Raw genomic sequence first — 23,019 nt, 5'->3', positions numbered from 1 at the left:
GACCCATTTTTGTACCGCGGCCCTACCCGGGCCGCCGGTATGCAAGCTAACCTGAACGCGGGGCCGGCACAGCCGGCCACCCTACGGGCGCCACAAGCGCCCCTGTTGCCATGAATACTCCTGACCAATCGCCACTCGGTAAATCCTCCGCCTACCAGAGCCAGTACGCTCCCGAACTGCTGTTCCCGATCCCGCGCCTGCAAAAGCGCGAAGAGATCGGCCTGGGCGCCGGCACCCGCCTGCCCTTCTTCGGGGTCGACATCTGGAACGCCTACGAGCTGTCGTGGCTGAACATGCGCGGCAAGCCGCAGGTGGCGATCGCCACCATCACGGCGCCCGCCGACTCGCCCAACATCGTCGAATCGAAGTCGTTCAAGCTGTACCTGAACTCGTTCAACCAGACCCGCCTGGCCGGCACCGACGCACTGGTGGAACTGCTGCGCCAGGACTTATCAAGCGCCTTCGGCGCGCCGGTGCACGTGGCGCTCACCACGCCCGACGCCTTCGGCAGCCTGAGGATGGGCGAACTGGAAGGCACCCTGCTTGACCGCCTCGACATCGAGATCGACGCCTACCAGCCCGCGCCGCAGCTGCTGTCGGCCAGCATGCACGAGGCACCGGTCGAGGAAACCCTGGTCTCGCACCTGCTGAAATCGAACTGCCTGGTCACCGGCCAGCCGGACTGGGGCAGCGTGCAGATCCACTACGTGGGACCGCAGATCGAGCAGGAAGGCCTGCTCAAGTACCTGATCGGCTTTCGCGAGCACAACGAATTCCACGAACAGTGCGTCGAGCGCATCTTCACGGACGTGCTGCGCCAGTGCCGGCCGACCAAGCTGGCGGTGTATGCACGCTATACCCGCCGCGGCGGCCTGGACATCAACCCCTGGCGCGCCAATTTCAGCACCGGCATGCCGGGCAACCTGCGCGGCGCACGCCAGTAAGCGGCGGGCTGTGCGTTTTCAGCCACAGCCGCCGGCCTTGCGCGCCACGTGAACGGCAGCCGAAACGCCCGATCAAAAAACAGGCAGAATACGGGGAAAAGACGGCGCACGGCCCGGTGCGCCGCGTTTGCCACGGTTTGGGTGGGATTTCGTTTAAGAAATTGCGTTTTCCGCAGGTCTGCTTTCCATGGAGAAACGGATGCTTCCGCCACACTTTCCCTGCCTGCTTGACTGTATGCCTGTACAGATGCGAAATCAAATGTCACTGTCCTGAAACAGGCCTATAATTCCGCCTCGCAAGCAGCTACCCTGTGCATCGCACACTAGTCATGACGAACCTAAGCAAAATCCTCTCACTCGAGAACGTGCAGCTCGACCTGGAAGTCTCCAGCAAGAAGCGCGCCTTCGAGCAGGCCGGCCTGATTTTCGAAAACAATTGCGGCATCGCGCGTTCGACCGTCTCGGACAACCTGTTCGCGCGCGAACGCCTCGGCTCCACCGGCCTCGGCCACGGGGTCGCGGTGCCGCACGGCCGCATCAAGGGTTCCAAGAGCCTGAAGTCGCCGCTGGCCGCCTTCGTTCGCCTGAAGGAACCGATTCCTTTCGAATCGCCCGACGGCCAGCCGGTCAGCCTGCTGTTCTTCCTCCTGATCCCGGACCATGTCACCCAGCAGCACCTGGAAATCCTGTCGGAGATCGCCGAGCTGTTCTCGGACGAAGCCGTGCGCCAGGCACTGGCCACCGACCCGGACCCGAAATCGGTCCACGAGCGCATCATCAATTGGCAGCCGAGCCTGCAGGCCCTGGGCTGACTCATAGTAGACTATCTACGCGGCAATGTCGCCGCGTCCTGATGCCATGCCCATGCTGCAGACCCCGCTGACCATCCAAAGGCTGTACGACGATAACCGGGACAGCCTGCAACTGGGCTGGTTCGCGGGTTTCCCTGGCGGCGAGCGGCAGATCGCGGGCGACGCGGCCTCGGCCGCCGACCAGGTCGGCCACCTGAACCTGATCCACCCCGGCCGGATCCAGGTCTTCGGGCACCAGGAACTGAACTACTACCACCGCCTGAAATCGAGCTCGCGTACCCACGTGATCGGCGAACTGATCGGCGGCGGCCCGCCGGCCCTGATCATCGCGCAGGGCCTGGAAACCCCGCCCGACATCCTCGCCATCTGCGACGAGCAGAACATTCCCCTGTTCTCGACCCCGCTACCGGCGGCGCAGGTGATCGACTTCCTGCGCGTCTATCTCTCCAAGAAGCTGGCGCAGCGCGTCATCATGCACGGCGTGTTCATGGACGTGCTGGGCGTGGGCGTGCTGATCACCGGCGAATCGGGCCTGGGCAAGAGCGAGCTGGGGCTGGAACTGATCTCGCGCTCGCACGGCCTGGTGGCCGACGACGCGGTGGAATTCTCGCGCATCGCGCCCAACATGATCGAGGGCCGCTGCCCGCCGCTTCTGCAGAACCTGCTGGAAGTGCGCGGCCTGGGCCTGCTGGACATCAAGGCGATCTTCGGCGAGACGGCGGTGCGGCGCAAGATGCGCTTGAAGCTGATCGTCCACCTGGTCAAGCGCGGCACGCTCGACGAAGAAGTCGAGCGCCTGCCCTTCCACCACCCGACCGAGGATGTGCTCGGCCTGCCGATCCGCAAAGTCGTCATTCCGGTGGCGGCCGGCCGCAACATCGCGGTGCTGCTGGAAGCGGCGGTACGCAATACCATCCTGCAGCTGCGCGGCATCGACACGCTGCAGGAATTCATGGAGCGGCAACGTCAAGCGATGAGCGGCGACTAGGTCCGCAATGCGCGGCAGGTTTGGGTTATCATCCCGGCCATGCACATCGTCCTCATTACCGGTATTTCCGGCTCGGGCAAATCGGTTGCCCTGAATGTCCTGGAAGACGCAGGCTACTACTGCGTCGACAACCTGCCGCCGGCCCTGCTGCCGGCCCTGGTCGACGCGGTCAGCGAGAAGGGCACCGACAGGATCGCGGTCGCGGTCGATGCGCGCAGTGCCGAATCGCTGGTGGAACTGCCGGTGAGCGTGCGCCGCCTGAAGGAAGAAGGCCACAGCCTGAAGGTGATGTTCCTGACCTCGAGCACGCACTCGCTGGTGGCGCGATTTTCCGAGACCCGGCGCAGCCATCCGCTGTCGCACGAACTGCGCCCCGGCGAGAACCCGGCCTCGCGCCGTACCCTGATCGAATGCATCGCCGAGGAACGCGAGCGGCTGTCGGCGATCGAGAACCTGGGCCACGTGATCGACACCTCGGAACTGTCGGCCAACAAGCTGCGCGCCTGGGTCAAGGAACTGGCCGACCTCCAGCACGCGCCGCTGACCCTGTTCTTCGAGTCCTTCGCCTTCAAGGTGGGCGTGCCGCTGGACGCGGACTTTGTGTTCGACGTGCGCGCGGTGCCGAACCCCTACTACGACCTGGCGCTGCGCCCGCTGACTGGGCGCGACCAGCCGGTGATCGACTTCCTCGACGCCCAGCCCAGCGCGACCGAGATGCTGGAGGATATCCGCGCCTTCGTGGCCAAGTGGCTGCCCTCCTTCAAGACCGATAACCGGTCCTACCTGACGGTAGCGGTGGGATGCACCGGCGGGCAGCACCGCTCGGTGTACATGGCGGAGCGGCTGGGGGCGTATTTCGGGCAGAGCGAGCGGGTGATCGTCCGGCATCGGGAGCAGCCGAAGCACACGGCGGGGTAATACGGCCTGCGGTCCTTGACCCAGAAGCACGCCGCGGGGGAATACGGCCTGCGGGCCCTGATCCGTCGCGTAGGGTGGGCGGTCCTCCGCCCACGCGGCGATCGTTGGCTGTCAATCAGCCGGGCCGGCAGATCTTGTGCTGCTTGACCGCGTGGGCAGGAATCTGCCCACCCTACGAAGAACAGCTGTCAGGCCAGGTGGCGCAGCGGATGCGCATGGTCCGGCCACACCGGCTCGAAGAACCGGTCCACCATCTCCTGCGTCACGCCTTCGAGCGTCGGCGGATTCCAGCGCGGCTGGTTGTCCTTGTCGATCACCAGCGCGCGCACGCCTTCCAGCACTTCGCCGTGCTCGAAATTGCGGCGCACCAGGTTGCGTTCCATGCGCAGGCAGTCCGCCACCCCGAGCGCGGCGCCGCGCTGCAGCAGTTCGTGGGTCACGCACATCATCAGGGGCGAGCGCTGGCGCATGGCCTTGAGCGCCTTCTGCGCGAACGGGTTCTCGTCGCGCTCGAGCGAGGCCATGATCGCGCCCACCGAGGCCGCGCCGAAGTGCGCGTCGACCACGCCGCGCTGGGCCTGCAGCTCGCTCGTTCCCGCCTGGGTGGCGAACGGCGCCGCGAAGTCGCGGATGGCCTGCGGCAGCTGCGCGCCCGGTGTCGCTTCCACCAGCGCCATCAGCGCGCCCAGCTCGGCGCCCGGCACGAACACGTCCGCCAGGCCCACGTAGAGCGCATCGGCGGCGCCGATGGTCAGCCCGCTCAAGCCCAGGTACTGGCCCAGCTGGCCCGGCGCATGCGACAGGAAGTGGCTGCCGCCCACGTCCGGGAACAGGCCGATGTTCACCTCGGGCATGGCCATTTTCGTGCGTTCGGTAACGATGCGCAGTCCGCACTCCGGGCCGCCCTGGGCGATGCCCATGCCGCCGCCCATCACCACGCCATCCATCACCGCGATATACGGCTTCGGATAGAAGTGGATCAGGTGGTTCAGCGCGTATTCCTCGGTGAAGAAATCTTCCAGCAGCGCGCTGCCGCCCATCGGCGTGACGCGCCCCATTTCGTGAAAGAAACGGATGTCGCCGCCAGCGCACAAGGCCTTCTCGCTGCTGCTGGTGATCACGACCGCCTCGACGCCGGCATCCTCCTTCCATTGCAGCAGGATGGCGCTCAGGGCGCGCACCATGTCGAGCGAGAGCGAGTTCAGGGCTTTCGGGCGGTCCAGCGTAATGACGCCGGTGCGGTTGGCGACGCGGGTCAGGACGGTGTCGGTCATGATGGGCTTCTGTGGTCGAAAAGACATGCATTCTACAGAAGTCCAGCGCCAAACCGAAGCACTGAAAAGTAACAACTGATGATTTGCGGAAAGCAAAAAGGGCGTCCCTCCGACGCCCTTGCGATTGGTGGCTACAGCCCGTCTTTACGCGGCGGCAGCTTCTCCGTTGTCCGGAAGGCGCTTGTGCGCCACGTGGCTATGGTCTTGCAACATGGATTTGTGTTTCAGAACCTGTCGATCCAGCCTGTCCATCAGCGTATCGATCGCCGCATACAAGTCTTGCGCGGCGCTGGCCACATGCAAAATCTTGCCCGACACCTGGAGGTTGATCTCGGCTTTCTGCCTTTTTTCTTTTTCGGTGAGATTATCGATGGCGAGGAACACGTGGGTGTCGATCACGTGATCGAAATGGCGGGTGATGCGCTCGAGCTTATTCTGAACGTATTCACGGATGGCGGGGGTGACTTCGAGATGGTGGCCGCTGATTGTGAGGTTCATACACACTCCTTTGGAAAGGTGCCCCGCCCGCGCCACAAGGTGGGGGTGGGCAGGTGCTTTACAGGGATTTGCGGAGGCTGACGGGCGGAATCTTGAGCGCTTCACGGTATTTGGCGACCGTCCTGCGCGCAATGACCATGCCTTGTTCCCCGAGCATCTCCGCGATCTTGCTGTCGGAAAGAGGATTCCTAGGGTCTTCTGCTCCTGTCAATTGCGCGATGAGCGCGCGGATCGCCGTCGAGGAGGCTTCTCCCCCCGCTTCGGTGGCGACGTGGCTTCCGAAAAAGTACTTCAGCTCGAACATGCCGTGCGGGGTCAGCATGTATTTCTGCGTGGTCACACGCGAGATCGTGCTCTCGTGTAGGCCTAGTGTATCAGCTATCTCACGCAAAACAAGAGGGCGCATGGCAACCGCGCCGTGGCTGAAAAAGTTGCGCTGGCGCTCGACGATCGCCTCGGCGACGCGCAGGATCGTATCGAAGCGCTGGCGCATGTTCTTGATCAGCCACTTCGCTTCCTGCAGCTGCGCGCCCATCTGGCTTTCGCTCTTGCCCTGCTTGAGCAGGCTGGCGTACAGGCTGTTCACGCGCAGCTTGGGCATCACGTCCGGGTTGAGCGAGACCGCCCAGCCGCTCCTGGCGCGGCGCACGATCACGTCCGGCACCACGTAGTCCGACACGTTCGCGGCAAAGGCCGCGCCCGGGTGCGGATTGCACTGGCGAACCACGGCCTGCACCTCGCGCAAGTCTTCGTCGTCGCAGTCGAGCGCCTTTTTCAGCTTGGTGTATTCGCGCTGGGCGAACCAGCTCAGGTAGCCTTCGACGATGGTCAGCGCCAGGCGCCGCGTCACCAGCGGCACGCCCGGCATGCGGCGCAGCTGCAGCGCCAGGCATTCGGCCGCGCTGCGCGCGCCCACGCCCACCGGGTCCAGGCTCTGCACCAGCGCCAGCGCGCAGCGCAGCTCGTCCATCTCGATCTCGAGCTCGGCCGGCAGGCGCGCATGGATCTCGTCGAGCGGCTCTTCCAGGTAGCCGTTGTCGTCGAGCGCGTCGATCACCAGCTCGGCCAGCGCGCGGTCGCGCAGGCTGCAGCCGGTCAGGCGGATCTGCTCGGCCAGGTGCTGGCGCAGCGAAATGCCTTCGGCTTCCAGCTGCGGGCGGCCATCCTCGTCGTCGCCGCTGCGCGCGCCGCCGCCTTCGCCACCCCAGTCGCTATCGCCCTCCCTGCCGTCTCCGCGCTCGCCGTCGGCGGCGCCGTCCTCGAACCCCTCGCCTTCCTTCGGCGCGCCGGCATCGGCCGCTTCCTGGCCCGGCTGCGGCGCCTCGCCGCTGGCCGGCGCGCTGTTGATGGCGCCGTCAGCCAGCAGCCGCACCGAGCGGTCGAGCGGATCGTCGAGCCGCTCCAGCAAGGGATTGTCATGCAGGAGCTGCTCGATTTCCTGATGCAGTTCGAGCGTGGACAGCTGCAGCAGCCGGATCGACTGCTGCAGTTGCGGCGTGAGCGCCAGGTGCTGCGAGGTGCGAAGCTGGAGGGACTGTTTCATGCAGGAGGCGTTCGTGGCTACATGCGGAAGTGCTCGCCCAGGTAGACGCGGCGCACCGATTCGTCGGCGATGATGTCGTCAGGGCGGCCCGAGGCCAGCACGGCGCCCTGGTTGATGATATAGGCGCGGTCGCAGATGCCGAGCGTCTCGCGCACGTTGTGGTCGGTAATCAGGACCCCGATGTTGCGCTCCTTCAGGAAGCGCACGATGCGCTGGATCTCGATCACGGCGATCGGGTCGACCCCGGCGAAGGGTTCGTCCAGCAGCACGAAGCGCGGGTTGGTGGCCAGGGCGCGCGCGATCTCCACGCGGCGCCGCTCGCCACCCGACAGCGACAGCGCCGGATTCTCGCGCAGCTTCTCGATCTGCAGATCGGCCAGCAGGGTGTCGAGCCGTTCGTTGATCTCGTTCTTCGACAGCGCCTTGCCATTGGCGTCGTGCTGCAGTTCGAGCACGGCGCGGATGTTGTCCTCGACCGTGAGCTTGCGGAACACCGAGGCTTCCTGCGGCAGGTAGGACAGGCCCAGCACCGCGCGCCGGTGGATCGGCAGGCTGGAAATGTCGGTACCGTTGATGTCGATGGTGCCGGCATCCGACGGCACCAGGCCGACGATCATGTAGAAGGAAGTGGTCTTGCCGGCACCGTTCGGACCGAGCAGGCCGACCACCTCGCCGCAGTCGACCTGCAGCGAGACGTCGCGCACCACCAGGCGCTTGCCATAACTCTTCTGCAGGCCCTTGACGATCAGGGTGCTGCAGCCCGCGGATGCTGCCGTCATTGCTTGGCACCCTCGGCAGGTGCCGCGGCCGGGTTGCGGCGCGGCGCGATGATCAGGGTGCCGCGTCCGCCGCCGACCTTGCTGGCGCCGCTGACGTCGTTGCGCACCTGCGCCACCTGCTTGCGGTTGTCGTAGGAGATGAAGGGACCGCGGATCTCGTTGCTCATGCGGCCGTTCTCGAGCTCGCGCACTTCGGCATTCGCGAACAGCTTCACCAGTTCGGCGCGGTCATCGTATTCGATGCGCTGGGCCTGGCCTTCGACCCACAGGTCGGGGCCGCCGTCGCGCTTCTGGCGGAAGGTGGCGGTCTTGCCGCTGTTGGCGGTGAGGGTCACGCTCATGTAGCCTTCCGGCGTTTCCTTCATCAATGCGCGGTCCGACTTGAGCACCAGGGTGCCGCGCGTGATCACCACGTTGCCGGTGAGGATGCGGGTCTGGGTGACCTCGTCCACGTCGAGCGTGTCGAAGGTGATCACGGCCTGCTTGAGCGAATCCGCGCGCTCGGCCGAGGCGCCGAAGGCGGCCAGGCTGAGGAAGACGGCGGCGAAGAGTTTTTTCATGTTGCTGGTCCTGGGTTAACCGCGCGCTGCTGCTAGCGCGCGCGGGGCGGATAGACGATCTGGCCACGGCTGGCCAGGTGCAGCTTCTGGGTTGCGTTGTTGGCCTCCATGCCGGTGCCGTGCACGGTGGCGGCGCCCAGCTGCATCTCGATCGGAAGCCGGGTCCTGAGGATTTCCTCGTCGGGCAAGACGGTCAGGGCCTCGGTGCGCACGCGCAGCGCTTCGCTGGTGGGCGTGGCCGGACGCTGGATGTCGACCTTGCCGAGCAGTTCGACCCGGTGCTCCTCGTGATAGATCTCGGCGCGGCTGGCGACGATGGTCATGCGCGGCCGGCCGGGCGCCATGCCCTCCAGCACCGGCGCCTCGACCCGCGACACGTCGCCCTGCGGCGTGTGCGCCATGCGCCGGCCCGACACCACGTAGTTCGGCTTGCCCTCGGGCGTCATGCGCACGAAGGAGAAATTCTCGACGATGTAGTCCGGCTCGTCGAGCGGCCCGCCAAGGCGGGCGTCGCGGTCTTCGTCGTCCATCAACTGCACCAGCCAGAAGCTGCCGAAGGCGCAGAAGGTGGCGATCATCATGATCGCCAGCAGCTTCCAGCGGTGGGCGGTGCGCTTGTAGTTGACCATGCGTCGTCAGCCGAAATACGGCGCCAGCGCCTGTTCATAGGTGCCCTGGGCACGCATGACGAGGTCGCACACCTCGCGCACGGCGCCGCGGCCGCCCGCGTTCTGCGTGACGTAGTGGGCGCGGTGCTGCACTTCCGGGTGGCCCGAGGGCACGGTGACGGCGAAGCCGACCCGGGTGAACAGCGGCAGGTCGATCACGTCGTCGCCGATGTAGCCGCATTCTTCGGGCGTGACGCCTGTTGCTTCGAGCAGCTCCTTGAAGCCGACCCGCTTGTCGTGGATGCCCTGGTAGACGTGCGAGATGCCCAGGTCGGCGGCGCGCCTGAGCACGATCGGCGATTTGCGCGCGCTGATGATGGCGGTCCGCACGCCGGTCTTGTTCAGCAGCTGGATGCCAAGGCCGTCGAGCACGTTGAAGGTCTTGGTGACCTCGCCGTCCGGGCCGTAGGTCAGGCTGCCGTCGGTGAGCACGCCGTCGACATCGAAGATCATGACCTTGACGCGCGCGGCGCGCTGCATGTGCTGGAGCGGCGTCATCAGATCACCTTGGCGCGGGTCAGGTCGTGGATGTGCAGCGCGCCCACCAGGCGCTCGTCATGGTCCACCACCAGCATCTGGTTGATGCGGAATTCCTCCATCACGGCGACGGCGTCCACCGCCAGCTGTTCCGGATGGATGCGGCGCGGGTTCGCGTGCATCACGTCGCGGATCGCGATGTTCGAGAAGTCGGTCACGCGCTCGATCAGGCGGCGCAGGTCGCCGTCGGTGAACACGCCGACCGGGCGCCGTTCGTCGTCGACCACGGCGGTCATGCCCATGCCCTTCTGGCTGATCTCCAGCAGCGCGCGCGTCAGCGGCGTGTCGGGCGAGACGCTTGGCACGGCGTCGCCGCTGCGCATCACGTCGCGCACGTGGGTCAGGAGGCGGCGGCCGAGGGCGCCGCCCGGGTGCGACATCGCAAAGTCTTCCTCGCGGAATCCGCGCGCGTCCAGCAGCGACACGGCCAGGGCGTCGCCCATGGCCAGCGTCACGGTGGTGCTGGTGGTCGGCGCCAGGTTCAGGGTGCAGGCTTCCTTGGCCACCGAGATGTCGAGGTGGATCTCGGACAGCTTGGCCAGGCGCGAATGCGGCTTGCCCGTCATCGAGATCACCGGGGTGCCCATGCGCTTGATGACGGGCAGGATTTCCAGCAGTTCGGAGGATTCTCCGGAATTCGAGATGGCGATGAAGACGTCGTGCGAGGTCACCATGCCGAGGTCGCCGTGCGCGGCTTCGCCGGGATGCACGAACATGGCCGGCGTGCCGGTCGAGGCCAGGGTGGCGGCGATCTTGCGCCCGACGTGGCCCGACTTGCCCATGCCCGAGACCACCACCCGGCCGGTGCAGCCGTACAGCAGGGCAACGGCGCGCACGAAATGGTCGTCGTCGCCCAGGCGCGCATGCAGCGCCTGGATGGCGTCCGCTTCGATGGCGAGGGTCTCGCGGCCCAGCTCGAGCGCGCGGCGCGCGGCGGCCTCGTCAAAACTTTTCAGCATTATTTTTTCATCGGTTACACTCATGTGGGCAGTATAAACGAATTGGCCAAGCAAAAAACTTGCCAGTCGTAACAAAGCACGACAAAGATAACGACAAAGATAACCAATAGTTAACTGGGGATAATGCATTCCGGACTTGAACTGACCCTGCTCCTGCTGGGCTGCGCCGTGCTCGGCGTGGTCGCCTTCCGGATGCTCCAGCTCCCGCCGATGCTCGGCTACCTGGCCGTCGGCGTGCTGATCGGCCCCCATGCGCTGGCGCTGGCCGACGACAGTCCCGCCACCCATACGCTGGCCGAATTCGGCGTCGTGTTCCTGATGTTCTCGATCGGGCTCGAATTCTCCCTGGCCCAGCTCAAGTCGATGCGGCGCATCGTGTTCGGACTCGGCCTGGCCCAGGTGGTGCTCACCATCGTGGCGGCGATGGGCTTCGGGCTGTTCATCTCCTGGTGGGCGCCGACCCTGCACGTGAGCTGGCAGGCCGCGTTCGCCCTTGGCGGCGCGCTCGCCATGTCGTCCACCGCGATCGTGGTCAAGATGCTGACCGAGCGGCTCGAACTGGAAAGCGAGCACGGACGGCGCATCATCGGCATCCTGCTGTTCCAGGACCTGGCCGTGGTGCCGCTCCTGATCATGATTCCTTCGCTGTCGCGTCCCGCGGAAGACCTGGCGGTGACGCTCGGCTGGGCGGCGCTGAAGGCGGCCGCGGTGCTGGCCCTGTTGCTGTTCTTCGGCCAGAAGCTGATGCGCAAGTGGTTCACGGTGGTGGTCAAGCGCCGCTCGCAGGAGCTGTTCATGCTCAACCTGCTCCTGGTGACGCTCGGCCTGGCCTGGGTCACCGAGCAGGCCGGCCTGTCGCTGGCCCTCGGCGCCTTTGTCGCCGGCATGCTGATCTCCGAGACCCAGTACAAGCATCAGGTGGAAGAAGACATCAAGCCCTTCCGCGACGTGCTGCTCGGGCTGTTCTTCATCACGGTCGGCATGCTGCTCAATGTCGGACTGGTGCTGCAGCACTGGTGGGTGGTGCTGGCGCTGGTGATCTTCCCGGTGCTGCTCAAGTTCGCGATCATCGCGCTGCTCGCCAAGGCCTTCGGCTCGTCGGACGGGGTGGCGATGCGCACCGGCCTGGCGTTGGCCCAGGCCGGCGAGTTCGGCTTCGTGCTGCTCAACCTGGCCATGGGCTCGAAGCTGGTCGATCCGTTCCTGATCCAGCTGGTGCTGGCCTCGATGGTGCTGTCGATGCTGCTCGCGCCCTTCATGATCGAGAACATGGACCGCATCGTGATGAAGGTCGCGGCCAACGAATGGATGATGCAGTCGCTGCAGCTGACCCAGCTCGCCAGCCGCACCATGAAGACCCAGAAGCACGTGATCGTCGCCGGTTTCGGCCGCAGCGGCCAGAGCCTGGCGAACCTGCTGTCCGAGGAAAAGCTGCCCTGGTACGCGCTCGACCTGGATCCGGAGCGGGTGCAGGAAGCGCAGAGCGCCGGCGCCAACGTGTCCTACGGCGACGCCGCGCGCCGCGAAAGCCTGATCGCGGCCGGCATCCACCGCGCCAGCGCGCTGGTGATCACCTTCGCCGACACCCGGCTGGCGCTGAAGGTCCTGCACCTGGTGCACGAACTGGCGCCGAACCTGGCCGTCATCGTGCGCAGCCACGACGACCGCGACCTCGACGTGCTCAAGAAAGCCGGCGCGACCGAGGTGGTTCCGGAAGCGCTGGAGAGTTCCCTGATGCTGGCGTCGCACGCGCTGGTGACGATGGGCGTGCCGCTGCGCCGCGTGGTGCACCGGGTGCAGGCGGCCCGCGACGAGCGCTATGCTTCGCTGCGCGGCTACTTCCATGGCGCGAGCGATGTCAGCGACGACCCGGAGCATGCGCACGTGCGCCTGCATTCGGTGACGCTGCGCGAGGGTGCCGCGGCGATCGGCCGCGCGCTGGGCGAACTGGCGCTGGGCGACACCGGCGCCGAGGTGACGACGCTCAGGCGCGGTGGCCAGAGCCTGTCCTTCGATCCGGCGACGCTCCTGCTGGCGGGAGACGTGCTGGTACTGCGGGGCGTGGGAGAAGCGGTCGACCGCGCCGAAAGCCGCCTGTCGTAGGGCCCGCGCGTCCGGACTAGGCCAGCGACACCACCCGGTTACGCCCGTTCGCCTTGGCCTGGTACAGCGCCGTATCGGCCTGCGCCACCAGGTCCTGCGCCACGCCCTCGATCGCATGGTCGCGCTCGAAATCGTCGAGCGTCGCCACCCCGATCGACACCGTCACACCGACCCGGTCGCCGCCGCTGATGTCCACCGGCGCCGCCGCCACGCTGGCGCGGATGCGCTGCGCCACCGTGCTGGCGCTTTCCAGGTCGGCATCGATCAGCAGCACCACGAACTCCTCGCCGCCGAAACGTCCGAGCGCATCCGACATGCGCAGCTCGGCCTTGATGCGCTGGGCCACTTCGCGCAGCACGTCGTCGCCGCCCTGGTGTCCCACGCTGTCGTTGACCTGCTTGAAGTGGTCGATGTCGATGTACATGCAGGAGATGCGGTAGCCCTGACGGCGCGCGCGCGCGATCTCTTCGACCAGGCGGCGGTCGATGTAGCGGCGGTTATAGACGCCGGTGAGCGAATCGGTCAGGCCGATGAACTTGAGCATCTCGTTGCTGATGACGTTCTCGAGGCAGATCGCGACGATCGATCCCATGTGCTCGATGAAGTCGGTACCGAGCGCCGGCGTGAAGCGGTTCGGGTCGGCGCTGCCCAGGTTCAGGCTGCCGATCAGGCGGGTATTGCGCAGCAGCGGCACCAGGGCCACGCTCTGCAGCCCCTTGGGCGGATGCGGGAACATCGCCCCGTGGCGCGACGGCGCATAGGGCCCCAGCAGCGGCCGCGGCACGCGTCCTTCCGGCGCCTTGAAACCGAGTTCGGCGGCCTGCTCGCAGAACAGCAGGTTGGGCAGGCCTTCGTAGTCCACGCCCAGCTTGTGCATCACGGTATAGATGTCGGCGTCCGGGTCCACCAGCGACAGGGTCACCGTGTCCAGTTCCGAGATGATGGGCAGGGTGCCGAAGATGGTCGAGACCAGTTCCTGGAACGAGCTGGCGCCCACGATCTGCAGGTCGAAAGCCTGGTGCCGCGTCATGATCGAGTGGTTGCGCTCGGCCTGTTCGAGCAGGTACGCCATGCGGGAACGCAGGGTCTCGTTCTCCAGCATCAGTTCTCGCGTCAGCGCATCCGGCTCGTGCATTGAAAATTCCTTTCAGCAATAGCCGTAACATTACGCCATCTTTCCGGGCTTGGAAACGAAAAATCACCCCGCAAGGGCGTTTTCGCGACACTGAAGCCGCCGCTTCTCCCTTCCGGAGGCTGGTCAGGATCGCGTCAAAATGCAATGGCGGCGTCGAGTTGCTGGTCGACGCGCAGCGTCCCGCCCGCCCCGGCCGTGACGATGCAGTTCATGCCCATGCAGACCGCGCCTTCCATGCGCGGGTTGGCGCGGTAGGCCTGCAGGATGTCGAGCGGATCGGGGCCGGGAATGCCGGTGGCCTGGTCGATGGCCGGGATCGGGCAGCGCGCGCAGGGTTTCACGGGACGCAGCGCGACACCGCCGTCCGAGAGCGAGGCCAGGTAGTCTTCCTCGAAGGCGTCCAGGCCGCTCACGACCAGGTTCGGGCGGAAGCGGTCCATCGGCAGCGGGGCGCGCCCGGCCAGCGCGAGTTTCGCATTGAGGTCGTCGAGCGAGGCCTGGCCGATCAGCAGGACCGGGTAGCCGTCGGCGAAGCGGGTCTCGGCCGGCACGCCGCCCGTCCATTTGATGCTGGTCGGGCGCCGCACGTCGGGGCGGAAGCGCACCAGGCGACACGGCGCCTGGAGCACATCGGCGAACCAGGCCGCCGCCGCGTCGCCGCAGTCGGCGGCTGGCACGCTGCTATCCCAGACCTGCACCGTCATGCTTGCCGCCAGCGCATCGTGCGCGAGCGGCAGGCGCAGCGGCGGCATGCCAGGCGCGCTGACCTCGACGGCGTCGCCATCGATGCGCGGCGTAATGCAGGCCATGCGCGGATACTCGCGCTGGGTCAGGAACTGACCCTCGCGCGTGACCAGCATCCATTCGCGGTCGTGCACGCCCCCGGCCACCAGGCCGGAGACGTGGAAGGCGGCCTCCGGCACCGCGATGCCGGCGCAGGATTTGATCGGATAGATGTGGAGTGCGGCGATGCGGGTGTCGGTGGCCATGCTGTCAGCGCTTGCGAACAAGAGGCCGACAGTATGGCAGCAATCGCCGCCTGCCGCACCGCCTCAGCGGCCGCCGGCCGCGGCCTTTTCCGTACGTTCGCGCTGCAGGCGCGCTTCCAGATTGCGCCCTGCCCCGGCGGCCAGCTTGCGGCAGCCATCCGGGTCGATGAAGGGATTGACCTGGGCGCTTTTCGCCGCCGCCTTGCCGAAGACGTCGCTGAAGCCCGGGTGGGCGGCGATGACGATGTCGCACTTCAGGCTGGCGATGCGGTCGATGGTCTTGCGAAAGCTCGCCGAGCGGTCCGGATAGCCGGCACCCCCGGTGTAGTGGAAGCCATCGGTGGAGACCGCGGTCAGGCTGTCGGCATACACCATGTCCAGGCACTTGCCGCCTTCGCAGGATTGCCAGGTCCAGGTGGTGCCGCCCGGCGTGTGGCCGGGGCTGTAGTGCACGGTGAAGCGCAGCGGGCCGACCGCCAGGGTTTCGCCGTCGGCCACTTCCCTCACCTTCTCGACCCTGGGAATATAAAAGCGCTCCTTCGGGTCGTACTGCGGATCGTCGGTGCCGGGGGTACCGTCGCGCAGCACCTGCGCGCCATGCGGACTGTGGGCCACGGTCGCCCCGCTCGCCTTCTGCAGCGCGGCGATGCCGCCGGCATGGTCGAAATGGGCGTGCGAGTTCAGGATCAGCTTCACGTCCTGCATCCTGAAACCGAGGGCTTCGATGTTCTTCCGGATCAGCGGCGCCGACTGCGGCAGCGCGCCATCGAGCAGGACGTGGCCCTGCGGACCGGTGACCAGGACGGCGGACAGGCCGGCGGTGCCCACGTACCAGGCGTTGCCGTGGATATTGAAGGGCTTCGCCGGCTGGTTCCACTCGGCGCACTGCGAGCAGTCGATGGCGTCCTGCGCCAGCGCGGCAGGGGACGTAGACAGCGCCAGTGCGGCGCCCAGGAGGCTCAAGGTCTGGAAGGGCATGCGGTTCTCCGCTGGGTCGTGGAAAAATGGTTCAGGGCTCGCCGTCATCGTCGGCAAGGGGGGCGCCGGGCACGTAGCGAATGATGTCGCCGGGCTGGCAATCGAGGCGTTCGCAGATCTTTTCCAGCGTCGAAAAACGGATGCCTTTCACCTTGCCGGATTTCAGCAGGCTGAGATTCTGCTCCGTGATGCCGACGTACTGGGCCAGCTCCTTCGATTTGACCTTGCGCTGGGCCAGCATCACGTCCAGGTGCAGCACGATCGCCATCAGACGAAGCCCTCGTTGTCCTCGGCGATCCGGCGCGCTTCGTGCATCAGGGAGGCGAGCACGAAGAACAGCACGCACATCAGCACCAGCATCCATTCTTCGGACGAGACGCCGATGCTGAAATGCTGGGGGCTGCTGTCCATCGCGAAACGCCAGGCCGCGGCGCGCAACAGGGGCTCGAAGATGGTCAGCACCAGGGTCGCCAGGATGGCGCCGGTGAAAGCCTTCATGTGGCCGATCGTGGCCAGCGCGAACATCCGGCCCTGGACGCAGGCGCCGAGCATGCGGTCCAGGCGCAGCAGCGCGTAGCCGAGTGCGAGCAGCGCAGGCAGTGCGAGTGCGGCGCCGGTCCAGCGCAGCGCCGGCGCCAGGCTGGCCACCGCGCCTGCTTCCATGCCGCGCGGATAGAAGGCCATGGCCACGGAACCGGCGTGCAGCGACACGGGCGGAAACCAGGACAGCAGAAAATAAGCCAGCTGCATCAGGCCCAGCACCACGGCGAGGACCCGCGCAAGATAGCTCAAACGGTGGATTGACTTATCGTTTAACATTAATTTATTATCGTTTAAAGTTAATTGATTATTTATTTACGATCAGTATATCCCAGGAGATCCCATGCATCATCCTTGCCTTGCCCTTTCCCTGCTGGCCTGTGCCGCGCTGGCTGGATGTACCCAGATGCGCGTTACAGAACGCCATTTCATCCGGCCTGATCCGCCGGGCACGGTGCTCGAAAAACGCTTTGCGGGTGAAGCCGTGCGCGATCTGTCGGTCGTCGCGCAGGATGGCGTGCTGCTGAACGGGATCCTGGCCGAGCGGCTGGACGCCCGCAACACCGTGCTCTACTTCGGCGGCAACATGTTCCACCTGGACCGGCACGCGGACACGCTGCTGGCGACACTGGGTTCCTGCCGCACCAACGTGGCCGTCTTCGATTACCGCGGCTACGGGCGCAGCGGCGGCGCGCCCACCGTGGAAAACATGAAGGCCGATGCGCTGTCCCTGTTCGACAGCCTGAATGCGCGCTACCCGGGCCGCGTGATCGTGCATGGGCAGTCGCTGGGCAGCTTCATGGCCGCCTACGTGGCGCAGGCGCGGCCGGTGCTGGGGACGGTGCTGGAAACCACGGCCACCAGCGCCACCGAACTGGTGGACGCGAAGATGCCCTGGTATGCCCGGCCTTTCGTGCGGATCGAGATGGACGCGTCGCTGCGGCAGGTCGACAACCGCATCGCTGCCAGCGGTGTGCGCTCGCCCACGCTGGTGATTGCCGCGGGCAAGGACGAGATGACGCCGGCCTGGATGGGCAAGGCCGTGTTCGATGCGATTCCGGGGCGGGACAAGCGCCTGCTCATTCTCGAGAAGGCCGGGCATAATAACGCCTTGCGCAGCGAGGAAGCGATCGGCACGTATTGCGGCTTCGTGCAGGGACGATGAGACACGGGACATGAAGCCGGGGTCGACAGCTTTCCGGAGGATATATCCCTACCCCTTTGATAATGCCATGCAAAATTTCCGCCTCCGTTTAGCAAGCGCCGCCGATGCCGCCTCCATCTGCGCCATCTACAATCTCTACGTCGCCACGACGACGATCACGTTTGAAGAAGAAGCTGTCGGAGAACAGGACATGGCGCAGCGCATTGCGGAGGTCGGCGCCGCCAGCCTGCCCTGGCTGGTCCTGGAGATCGACGGCGCCGTGCGTGGCTACGCCTATGCTACGAAGTGGCGGGCGCGTTCAGCCTACCGTCACTCGGTCGAGAGTACCGTCTACCTGGACCAACAGGCCGCTGGCCATGGGTTCGGACGTGTGCTCTACGGCGCACTGCTGGACGAGCTGCGCAAGCGCGAACTCCATCTCGTCATCGGCGGTATCGCACTGCCGAACGAAGCCAGCATCGGCCTGCACGAGGCACTGGGCTTCTCCAAGGTTGCCCATTTCAGCGAAGTGGGCAGGAAGTTCGGACAATGGCTCGACGTGGGCTACTGGGAGCTGAAGCTTCAGTCAATGCGCTGAAGGCCGGCGGCGTCCAGCCGCCCCCCCTTCAGCGCGCAGTCAAGCCGGCGTAGAGTCCGCAAACGGCAGCAGCGAATCGATCTTGCTGTTCGGGCAGGTCGGCAGTCTGTCGAGGGTGTCGGCAAGCCAGCGGGCCAGGTCCAGCCCATTGAGCTTGGCGGTGGCAAACAGGCTCTGGATGGCCGCGGCGCGGCGGCCAGCCCGCTCCGAAGCAGCAAACAGCAAACAGCAAACAGCCAGTTTTTCTCGCCAATGGCGATCGGGCGAATCGCATTCTCGACCGGGTTGTTGTCGATCGGTAGGATGCCGGAGCTGGCGTAGCGCACCAGGGCTGGCCAGCGTTTCAAGGCGTGCTCGATGGCCTTTCCCATCCCGCTGCCGACGGTGCGCTGCGTGGCCAGCAGCCAGGCGTGCAGTTCGCCCAGTGCAGGCACGGCGCGCGCCGCGCGCACCTCGAGGCACCCGGCAGGGCCCAGGCTGGCGGCGTTCTGCTCGATGGCGTACAGCTGCGCGATGCAGCGTAGCGCTTCCTCGGCCAGGGGGCTGCCGCTGGCGGCCTGCAAGCAGCTGCGCTGGCGCAGCAGCTCTCCCAGCCGCTCAGCCAGCGGCTGCAGGGCCACGCCGATGCGCCCGATCCACTGCGCCAGTGTCGAGCGTGCCAGCGGCACGCCCTGGCGCGCGGCGATTCTCTCGATCCGCTACAGCGGCAGGTGATCCAGGTACTTGCTGGCGGCACCCCAGGCCAGCAGGCCGGGTGCAGCCAGGCCGCCGTCGATCACCGCGGGCGGTACTGGCGCCGCCGTCACGCTTTTGCTGTGCCTGCTGCTGCTCGACCAGTGCGCACACCTTCCCCATCATGGCGGGATCGATATCGGTGCGGGCGAGTTCATCGCGCAGGTTCATGGCGATGTGGTGTAGCGAGCTGCGCAAACCGCAAACGTTTACAAGCAAAACAGTTTACGTCTCGTCCCTACAACCGCCACTGGGAAGGCGCCTGTGTCGACAGGCGCCAGCCAGACGAACTGGCCACGGTGCAGGCGGCGCAGGCACATCCATACGCCGGTTCCACATGCGTAGGCCGGAGTGCCTTTGGCCTCCCCCGTGGGGTGGGTGAGCCGCCTGGCTGCATAACTTCCGAGCGCCATGGCCCCCACCAGAAACCGCGGGTCTGTTGTCATAACAACTAAGACGTGCAATCCTCCACGGGGCGGCCTTTGCGGTCGCGGTGGTGATCGTGGCTCTCGTACCCCCGTTCTACGTCCCTGCATTACGGACTGTGGCGGCGCCGACGCAAGCGCGCAATGCAGCCGGCCAGTCCAAGAGAAAACAGCGCAATACTCGATGGCTCAGGAACGCTTTGCATCGGCTCTGCATACAGAAAATCGTCCATGACTACCACGTCGTCATTCGGGTTGCCCAGTAGCCCATTGGAAACGACGGTGTTCAGGCCCGATGTGAGCCGAACCCGGCTGATCATCTCGCCCGCATCGGCAACCCCACCGACGAAGCTCAAGCCCTGGTTCCCCGCGACCATGACGTCTCGCGTAAAAATGAGCGCATCGTTCCGGTCGAAGAACTCGATCTTCGTCAGGTTGGCCACTTCGACGTCGACGAAAATCGCAGCGAAGGCACTGGTGGTGGCCGCCGTCATCGTGCCTGGTACAAAGAACGTCACGTCCGTGATGTTGCTGTTGACCGCAGTGAACAAGCGCTGCGCACTGAAGGCCTGGAAGTCGTTGGGAAAACCGAATAAAGTGGGGGTGGCCAGTCCGGCGTTGGCGCTCACGAGGAAGCCCGTCCCGGGCGTGCTGAATACGACCCCGCGTGGTGAATTGACGTGGAAGAAGTTGCCAGGCAAGAGATTCGGGTCGGCGACCGTGTCGGGCACGCCGTCCCAGTTGATTTCGCGGCGCAGTCCGCCGAAGGAACCATTCGCGCCGGCCACTGCGCCGCCGCCGAGTGCGCTACGAAAGGCATCGCGCTTCGCTGTGATCGCAGCGGGACTGTTTCCGGCGGACTCAAATGTGATGAAGCCAGCCCAGGCCGACGGGACCGTCAACAATGTGGCCAGGAAGGCAGAGGCAATGCGTAGTTTCATGGAAACTCCTCGTTTTTAACCTTGGAAGATTCCCAAACCCTTTATGACTTCTCACTGTGGGAGGAAGTGAGGGGACGGTAGTCATGACTGCGACCTAAGCTCGCACGGTATTGACGACCGTGAGGCGCGTTAATGGTTGTAGCACCATCTGTGCCAAAGGTTAAAGGCACCGATAACAGGCTGAATTTATTGTGGTTTTTCTGGAGGGCAGAAGCTGGCACGCTTGTGCCGCCACCATATGTAATGTTTTTCGACAGCCTCGGTCACGTATACGGATCCAAACACTGTCTCGGGGGACCTACTCATCCGCGGGCGGGAAGGCTTTAGCGTAGCAGCGCGGGCAATACAAGTAGAAAGTTCGGCCGGTGCTTAGCGTGAGTGAGCCGGCGCGATACTGCTGGATTGCCCATGTCCCGGTAACGCCATTCTTGAAAACGACATATCCGCTCGCATAGCAGGGCGACCAGTCGAGCATATGGAAGTAATCGTGTTCGGCGACTTCAGCTGCTTTGCTGATGTACTCGCCGATCTCCTGAGCGCTGAGCTGGAAATCTGCGCATTGCTCTGCCGGCTTCTCTGACGCTGAAGACCTTGCACCGTTGTTCCGGATAGTGACTGTACTGATCGGCGGGAAATGTGTCATGTGCATTGTTGGTTCAATATCTGAACCATCGCCGTTCTCTATGGCCGCGTTTGCCATCATGGCAAGGATGAGTGCCGTGATTACCATGATGCGCTCTTTGCTTCAGTCGGATTCTTGCGGGAGACGACTGGGTGCTTGAATATTTCAGTCATCGGTATCCCGAAAGTCGAGGCGAGTTCACCAATCAGCCAGCGAAGAGATGTCTTTTGCTGGCCATTCACCGGCTCATAGATTCCATGCTCAGCGGGGTTTAGACCTTTGCCGACGAACACAGCGCCAACGATCTCAATCCCAACACTATCTTCGTTCGAAGGATAGCGCTGAGGCACTTCCTTGGCCATTTCCATCCGGTGTTCATTTTTTGGATTGAAGTTTTTGAGTACTTGAAGCTCGGTCGGGCTGCATCGATGTTCGGCGCGACATCGGGCGCGCAATCGCCCCACATGTGAAGTCCGCCGCAACATCGACGCAGTCTGATAGATCGTTCCGTCCTTATCGATCAAAAAATGCGTGCCGTTGGCGTTCTGCATCGCGTAGCTAGTCAGGCTTGACGCGCCGGACGAGCCACCGGTCTGGTGAACGATTATTCCTTTGATCTTTTGCAAAGCTCCGCGCTCAATGAGTGGGCGCGGTGTCCGTTTCACACGTGCGTTAATGACGTAGCCCTGCCTGTCTAGAGAGAACACCACTCACCTCCGTCTTGCCACGATTATGTTAACAACCCAAAGTTGGTACAAATAACTTGGTGATGTCATATACCGTACGCAGTGCCTTTAGAAAGACTGGAAGGCCATCGAGTCGCCCAGGATCACGCTGCGACTGAAAGGCGTCGTGCGCGGTCGCCGCTCTTCTACGGTGCGCAACCCGTCGACCATTTTCGACCGCCGAAGAAAGGGAAACTGTGTGGCAAATCAACTTCCGCGAGTATCAAGGCGACTTGGCGTTCCAGATAGAAAAAGCGCCGGCTCTAGAAAGAAGCCGGGGCTTTCGTTATTCACTGGAATCCGTCGGATTCCGACCTCTTGCTTAGACGTTGAACAGGAAGTTCAACACATCCCCATCCTTGACGATGTATTCCTTGCCTTCCGCCCGCATCTTGCCCGCTTCCTTGGCGCCCGCCTCACCCTTGTAAGTGATGTAGTCGTCGTAGGAGATGGTCTGGGCGCGAATGAAGCCGCGCTCGAAGTCGGTGTGGATCACGCCCGCGGCTTGCGGGGCGGTGGCGCCGACCTTCACGGTCCAGGCGCGCACTTCCTTCACACCTGCGGTGAAATAGGTCTGCAGGCCGAGCAGCTTGTAGGCGGCGCGGATCAGGCGGTCCAGGCCCGGCTCTTCCATGCCCATGTCGGCCAGGAATTCCTTCTTGTCCGCGTCTTCCATCTCGGCGATTTCCGATTCGATCGCGGCGGAGATGGCCACGATCGGCGCATTCTGCTTCTTCGCGAACTCGGTCAGCTTGTCCAGCAGCGGATTATTGGTGAAACCGGTGTCGGACACGTTGGCGACATACATCGCCGGCTTGGCGGTGATCAGGTGCAGTTCGCGGATCAGGGCCATCTCGTCGGCGTCCAGGCCCATGGTGCGGACCGGCTGGCCTTCGTTCAGGTGCGGCAGTATGCGTTCGCAGATGGCCACCAGCTTGGCCGCATCCTTGTCGCCCGAGCGCGCCTTCTTGTTCTCGCGGTGGATCGCCTTCTCGACGGCGCCCATGTCGGCCAGCGCCAGCTCGGTCTGGATGACTTCAATGTCGTCGATCGGGCTGACCTTGCCGGCCACGTGGATCACGTTATCGTCTTCGAAGCAGCGCACCACGTTGACGATCGCGTCGGTCTCGCGGATGTGCGACAGGAACTGGTTGCCCAGGCCCTCACCCTTCGAGGCGCCGGCCACCAGGCCTGCGATGTCGACGAATTCGACGATGGCCGGCACGACGCGTTCCGGCTTGACGATGTCAGCCAGCGCCTGCATGCGCGGATCCGGCACCTCGACCACGCCGACGTTCGGCTCGATGGTGCAGAACGGATAGTTTTCAGCCGGGATGCCGGCCTTGGTCAGGGCGTTGAACAGGGTGGACTTGCCGACGTTCGGCAGGCCGACGATGCCGCATTGGAGACTCATGGGAACTCTTTCTAATCTGTGGATGCGGAGCGGAATGAAAGCCCGGCTCCAAAACCCCACATTGTAACCGCGGACGCCCCACACTGCTGAAAAAAACGGCGTGAGGAGGACGCGCCCAGTCGACCTGGAAGCCTGCCTGTTGCTTGTTGCGACCACGCAAAGCCCGTCCGGCAGGCACATGGAATGCTACATG

The 23,019-nt window shown here is 64.8% G+C and carries 24 protein-coding genes and 1 pseudogene; 7 read left to right on the top strand and 18 right to left on the bottom strand.

What is annotated here, in order from left to right:
* Positions 1-110: 110 nt before the first annotated feature.
* The 4 genes from queF (at position 111) to rapZ (ending at position 3,662) form a co-directional block, all read left to right on the top strand.
* Positions 111-944: an NADPH-dependent 7-cyano-7-deazaguanine reductase QueF gene (gene queF, locus LCI23_RS12930; protein WP_224946859.1), complete on the top strand. Its 834-nt coding sequence runs from the start codon at positions 111-113 to the stop codon at positions 942-944.
* 329 nt (positions 945-1,273) lie between these two features.
* A complete protein-coding gene (locus LCI23_RS12925) occupies positions 1,274-1,756 on the top strand; it encodes a PTS sugar transporter subunit IIA (protein WP_224946858.1) in 483 nt (160 codons plus the stop codon).
* Positions 1,757-1,808: 52 nt separating this feature from the next.
* Positions 1,809-2,744, top strand: a complete 936-nt coding sequence (gene hprK, locus LCI23_RS12920; RefSeq protein ID WP_224946857.1) for an HPr(Ser) kinase/phosphatase — start codon at positions 1,809-1,811, stop codon at positions 2,742-2,744.
* A gap of 39 nt (positions 2,745-2,783) precedes the next feature.
* On the top strand, positions 2,784-3,662 hold the full coding sequence (rapZ, locus tag LCI23_RS12915; protein WP_224946856.1) for an RNase adapter RapZ: 879 nt from the start codon (positions 2,784-2,786) through the stop codon (positions 3,660-3,662).
* Positions 3,663-3,850: 188 nt separating this feature from the next.
* Here the strand turns inward: rapZ and LCI23_RS12910 are convergent, their stop codons facing one another.
* From LCI23_RS12910 to LCI23_RS12875, 8 genes are all read right to left on the bottom strand, one after another.
* Positions 3,851-4,936 (bottom strand): enoyl-CoA hydratase/isomerase family protein, encoded by a 1,086-nt coding sequence (locus LCI23_RS12910; RefSeq protein ID WP_224946855.1) that lies wholly within the window; start codon positions 4,934-4,936, stop codon positions 3,851-3,853.
* 144 nt (positions 4,937-5,080) lie between these two features.
* Positions 5,081-5,434, bottom strand: a complete 354-nt coding sequence (hpf, locus tag LCI23_RS12905) for a ribosome hibernation-promoting factor, HPF/YfiA family (protein WP_224946854.1) — start codon at positions 5,432-5,434, stop codon at positions 5,081-5,083.
* A gap of 58 nt (positions 5,435-5,492) precedes the next feature.
* Complete coding sequence (locus LCI23_RS12900) at positions 5,493-6,977, bottom strand: RNA polymerase factor sigma-54 (RefSeq protein WP_224946853.1); 1,485 nt, start codon at positions 6,975-6,977, stop codon at positions 5,493-5,495.
* A 17-nt stretch (positions 6,978-6,994) separates the two neighbouring features.
* Positions 6,995-7,756: an LPS export ABC transporter ATP-binding protein gene (gene lptB / locus LCI23_RS12895; protein WP_224946852.1), complete on the bottom strand. Its 762-nt coding sequence runs from the start codon at positions 7,754-7,756 to the stop codon at positions 6,995-6,997.
* Positions 7,753-8,316, bottom strand: coding sequence for a lipopolysaccharide transport periplasmic protein LptA (lptA, locus tag LCI23_RS12890; RefSeq protein WP_224946851.1), 564 nt, complete (start codon positions 8,314-8,316; stop codon positions 7,753-7,755). Before lptA ends, lptB begins: the two co-directional genes overlap by 4 nt.
* 32 nt (positions 8,317-8,348) lie before the next feature.
* A complete protein-coding gene (gene lptC / locus LCI23_RS12885; RefSeq protein ID WP_224946850.1) occupies positions 8,349-8,945 on the bottom strand; it encodes an LPS export ABC transporter periplasmic protein LptC in 597 nt (198 codons plus the stop codon).
* 6 nt (positions 8,946-8,951) lie between these two features.
* On the bottom strand, positions 8,952-9,482 hold the full coding sequence (locus tag LCI23_RS12880; RefSeq protein WP_224946849.1) for an HAD family hydrolase: 531 nt from the start codon (positions 9,480-9,482) through the stop codon (positions 8,952-8,954).
* Entirely contained in the window at positions 9,482-10,504 is a 1,023-nt protein-coding gene (locus tag LCI23_RS12875; RefSeq protein ID WP_307727730.1) for a KpsF/GutQ family sugar-phosphate isomerase, read from the bottom strand. The genes LCI23_RS12880 and LCI23_RS12875 overlap by 1 nt, the downstream gene beginning before the upstream one ends.
* Before the next feature lie 99 nt (positions 10,505-10,603).
* Here LCI23_RS12875 and LCI23_RS12870 point away from each other — a divergent pair, with 99 nt between their 5' ends.
* Entirely contained in the window at positions 10,604-12,583 is a 1,980-nt protein-coding gene (locus tag LCI23_RS12870; RefSeq protein WP_224946847.1) for a monovalent cation:proton antiporter-2 (CPA2) family protein, read from the top strand.
* A gap of 16 nt (positions 12,584-12,599) precedes the next feature.
* On the opposite strand, the gene LCI23_RS12865 is transcribed toward LCI23_RS12870, so the two are convergent.
* From LCI23_RS12865 to LCI23_RS12845, 5 genes are all read right to left on the bottom strand, one after another.
* Positions 12,600-13,718, bottom strand: coding sequence for a diguanylate cyclase (locus LCI23_RS12865; protein WP_224946846.1), 1,119 nt, complete (start codon positions 13,716-13,718; stop codon positions 12,600-12,602).
* A gap of 134 nt (positions 13,719-13,852) precedes the next feature.
* Positions 13,853-14,707, bottom strand: a complete 855-nt coding sequence (locus tag LCI23_RS12860) for an MOSC domain-containing protein (protein ID WP_224946845.1) — start codon at positions 14,705-14,707, stop codon at positions 13,853-13,855.
* Between the two features lie 63 nt (positions 14,708-14,770).
* A complete protein-coding gene (bla, locus tag LCI23_RS12855; RefSeq protein WP_224946844.1) occupies positions 14,771-15,685 on the bottom strand; it encodes a subclass B3 metallo-beta-lactamase in 915 nt (304 codons plus the stop codon).
* A 31-nt stretch (positions 15,686-15,716) separates the two neighbouring features.
* Positions 15,717-15,953 carry a helix-turn-helix transcriptional regulator gene (locus LCI23_RS12850; protein WP_224946843.1) on the bottom strand — a complete coding sequence of 79 codons (237 nt, stop codon included), beginning with the start codon at positions 15,951-15,953 and terminating at the stop codon, positions 15,717-15,719.
* Positions 15,953-16,477 (bottom strand): DUF2975 domain-containing protein, encoded by a 525-nt coding sequence (locus LCI23_RS12845; RefSeq protein WP_224946842.1) that lies wholly within the window; start codon positions 16,475-16,477, stop codon positions 15,953-15,955. The genes LCI23_RS12850 and LCI23_RS12845 overlap by 1 nt, the downstream gene beginning before the upstream one ends.
* A 91-nt stretch (positions 16,478-16,568) precedes the next feature.
* Between LCI23_RS12845 and LCI23_RS12840 the strand changes: the two genes are divergently transcribed.
* Positions 16,569-17,390 carry an alpha/beta hydrolase gene (locus LCI23_RS12840; protein ID WP_224946841.1) on the top strand — a complete coding sequence of 274 codons (822 nt, stop codon included), beginning with the start codon at positions 16,569-16,571 and terminating at the stop codon, positions 17,388-17,390.
* A gap of 67 nt (positions 17,391-17,457) precedes the next feature.
* The gene (locus LCI23_RS12835; RefSeq protein WP_224946840.1) at positions 17,458-17,967 is read left to right on the top strand and encodes an arsinothricin resistance N-acetyltransferase ArsN1 family B; all 510 of its coding nucleotides are present in this window, start codon (positions 17,458-17,460) and stop codon (positions 17,965-17,967) included.
* 39 nt (positions 17,968-18,006) lie between these two features.
* Here the strand turns inward: LCI23_RS12835 and LCI23_RS20685 are convergent.
* From LCI23_RS20685 to ychF, 5 genes and pseudogenes are all read right to left on the bottom strand, one after another.
* Positions 18,007-18,788, bottom strand: a pseudogene (locus tag LCI23_RS20685) (transposase); the annotation flags it as partial.
* 446 nt (positions 18,789-19,234) lie between these two features.
* On the bottom strand, positions 19,235-20,065 hold the full coding sequence (locus LCI23_RS12820; protein ID WP_224946838.1) for a PEP-CTERM sorting domain-containing protein: 831 nt from the start codon (positions 20,063-20,065) through the stop codon (positions 19,235-19,237).
* Between the two features lie 298 nt (positions 20,066-20,363).
* Complete coding sequence (locus LCI23_RS12815; protein WP_224946837.1) at positions 20,364-20,795, bottom strand: hypothetical protein; 432 nt, start codon at positions 20,793-20,795, stop codon at positions 20,364-20,366.
* Entirely contained in the window at positions 20,789-21,394 is a 606-nt protein-coding gene (locus LCI23_RS12810; RefSeq protein WP_224946836.1) for a peptidoglycan recognition family protein, read from the bottom strand. Before LCI23_RS12810 ends, LCI23_RS12815 begins: the two co-directional genes overlap by 7 nt.
* 340 nt (positions 21,395-21,734) lie before the next feature.
* Positions 21,735-22,826 carry a redox-regulated ATPase YchF gene (gene ychF, locus LCI23_RS12805; RefSeq protein ID WP_224946835.1) on the bottom strand — a complete coding sequence of 364 codons (1,092 nt, stop codon included), beginning with the start codon at positions 22,824-22,826 and terminating at the stop codon, positions 21,735-21,737.
* Positions 22,827-23,019: the final 193 nt, after the last annotated feature.

Source organism: Massilia sp. MS-15, assembly GCF_020176695.1.
Lineage (GTDB): Bacteria > Pseudomonadota > Gammaproteobacteria > Burkholderiales > Burkholderiaceae_D > Telluria > Telluria hydrophila.
Note: the sequence above shows the minus strand (reverse complement) of the source record. Positions and strands in the feature narration are given on the sequence as shown.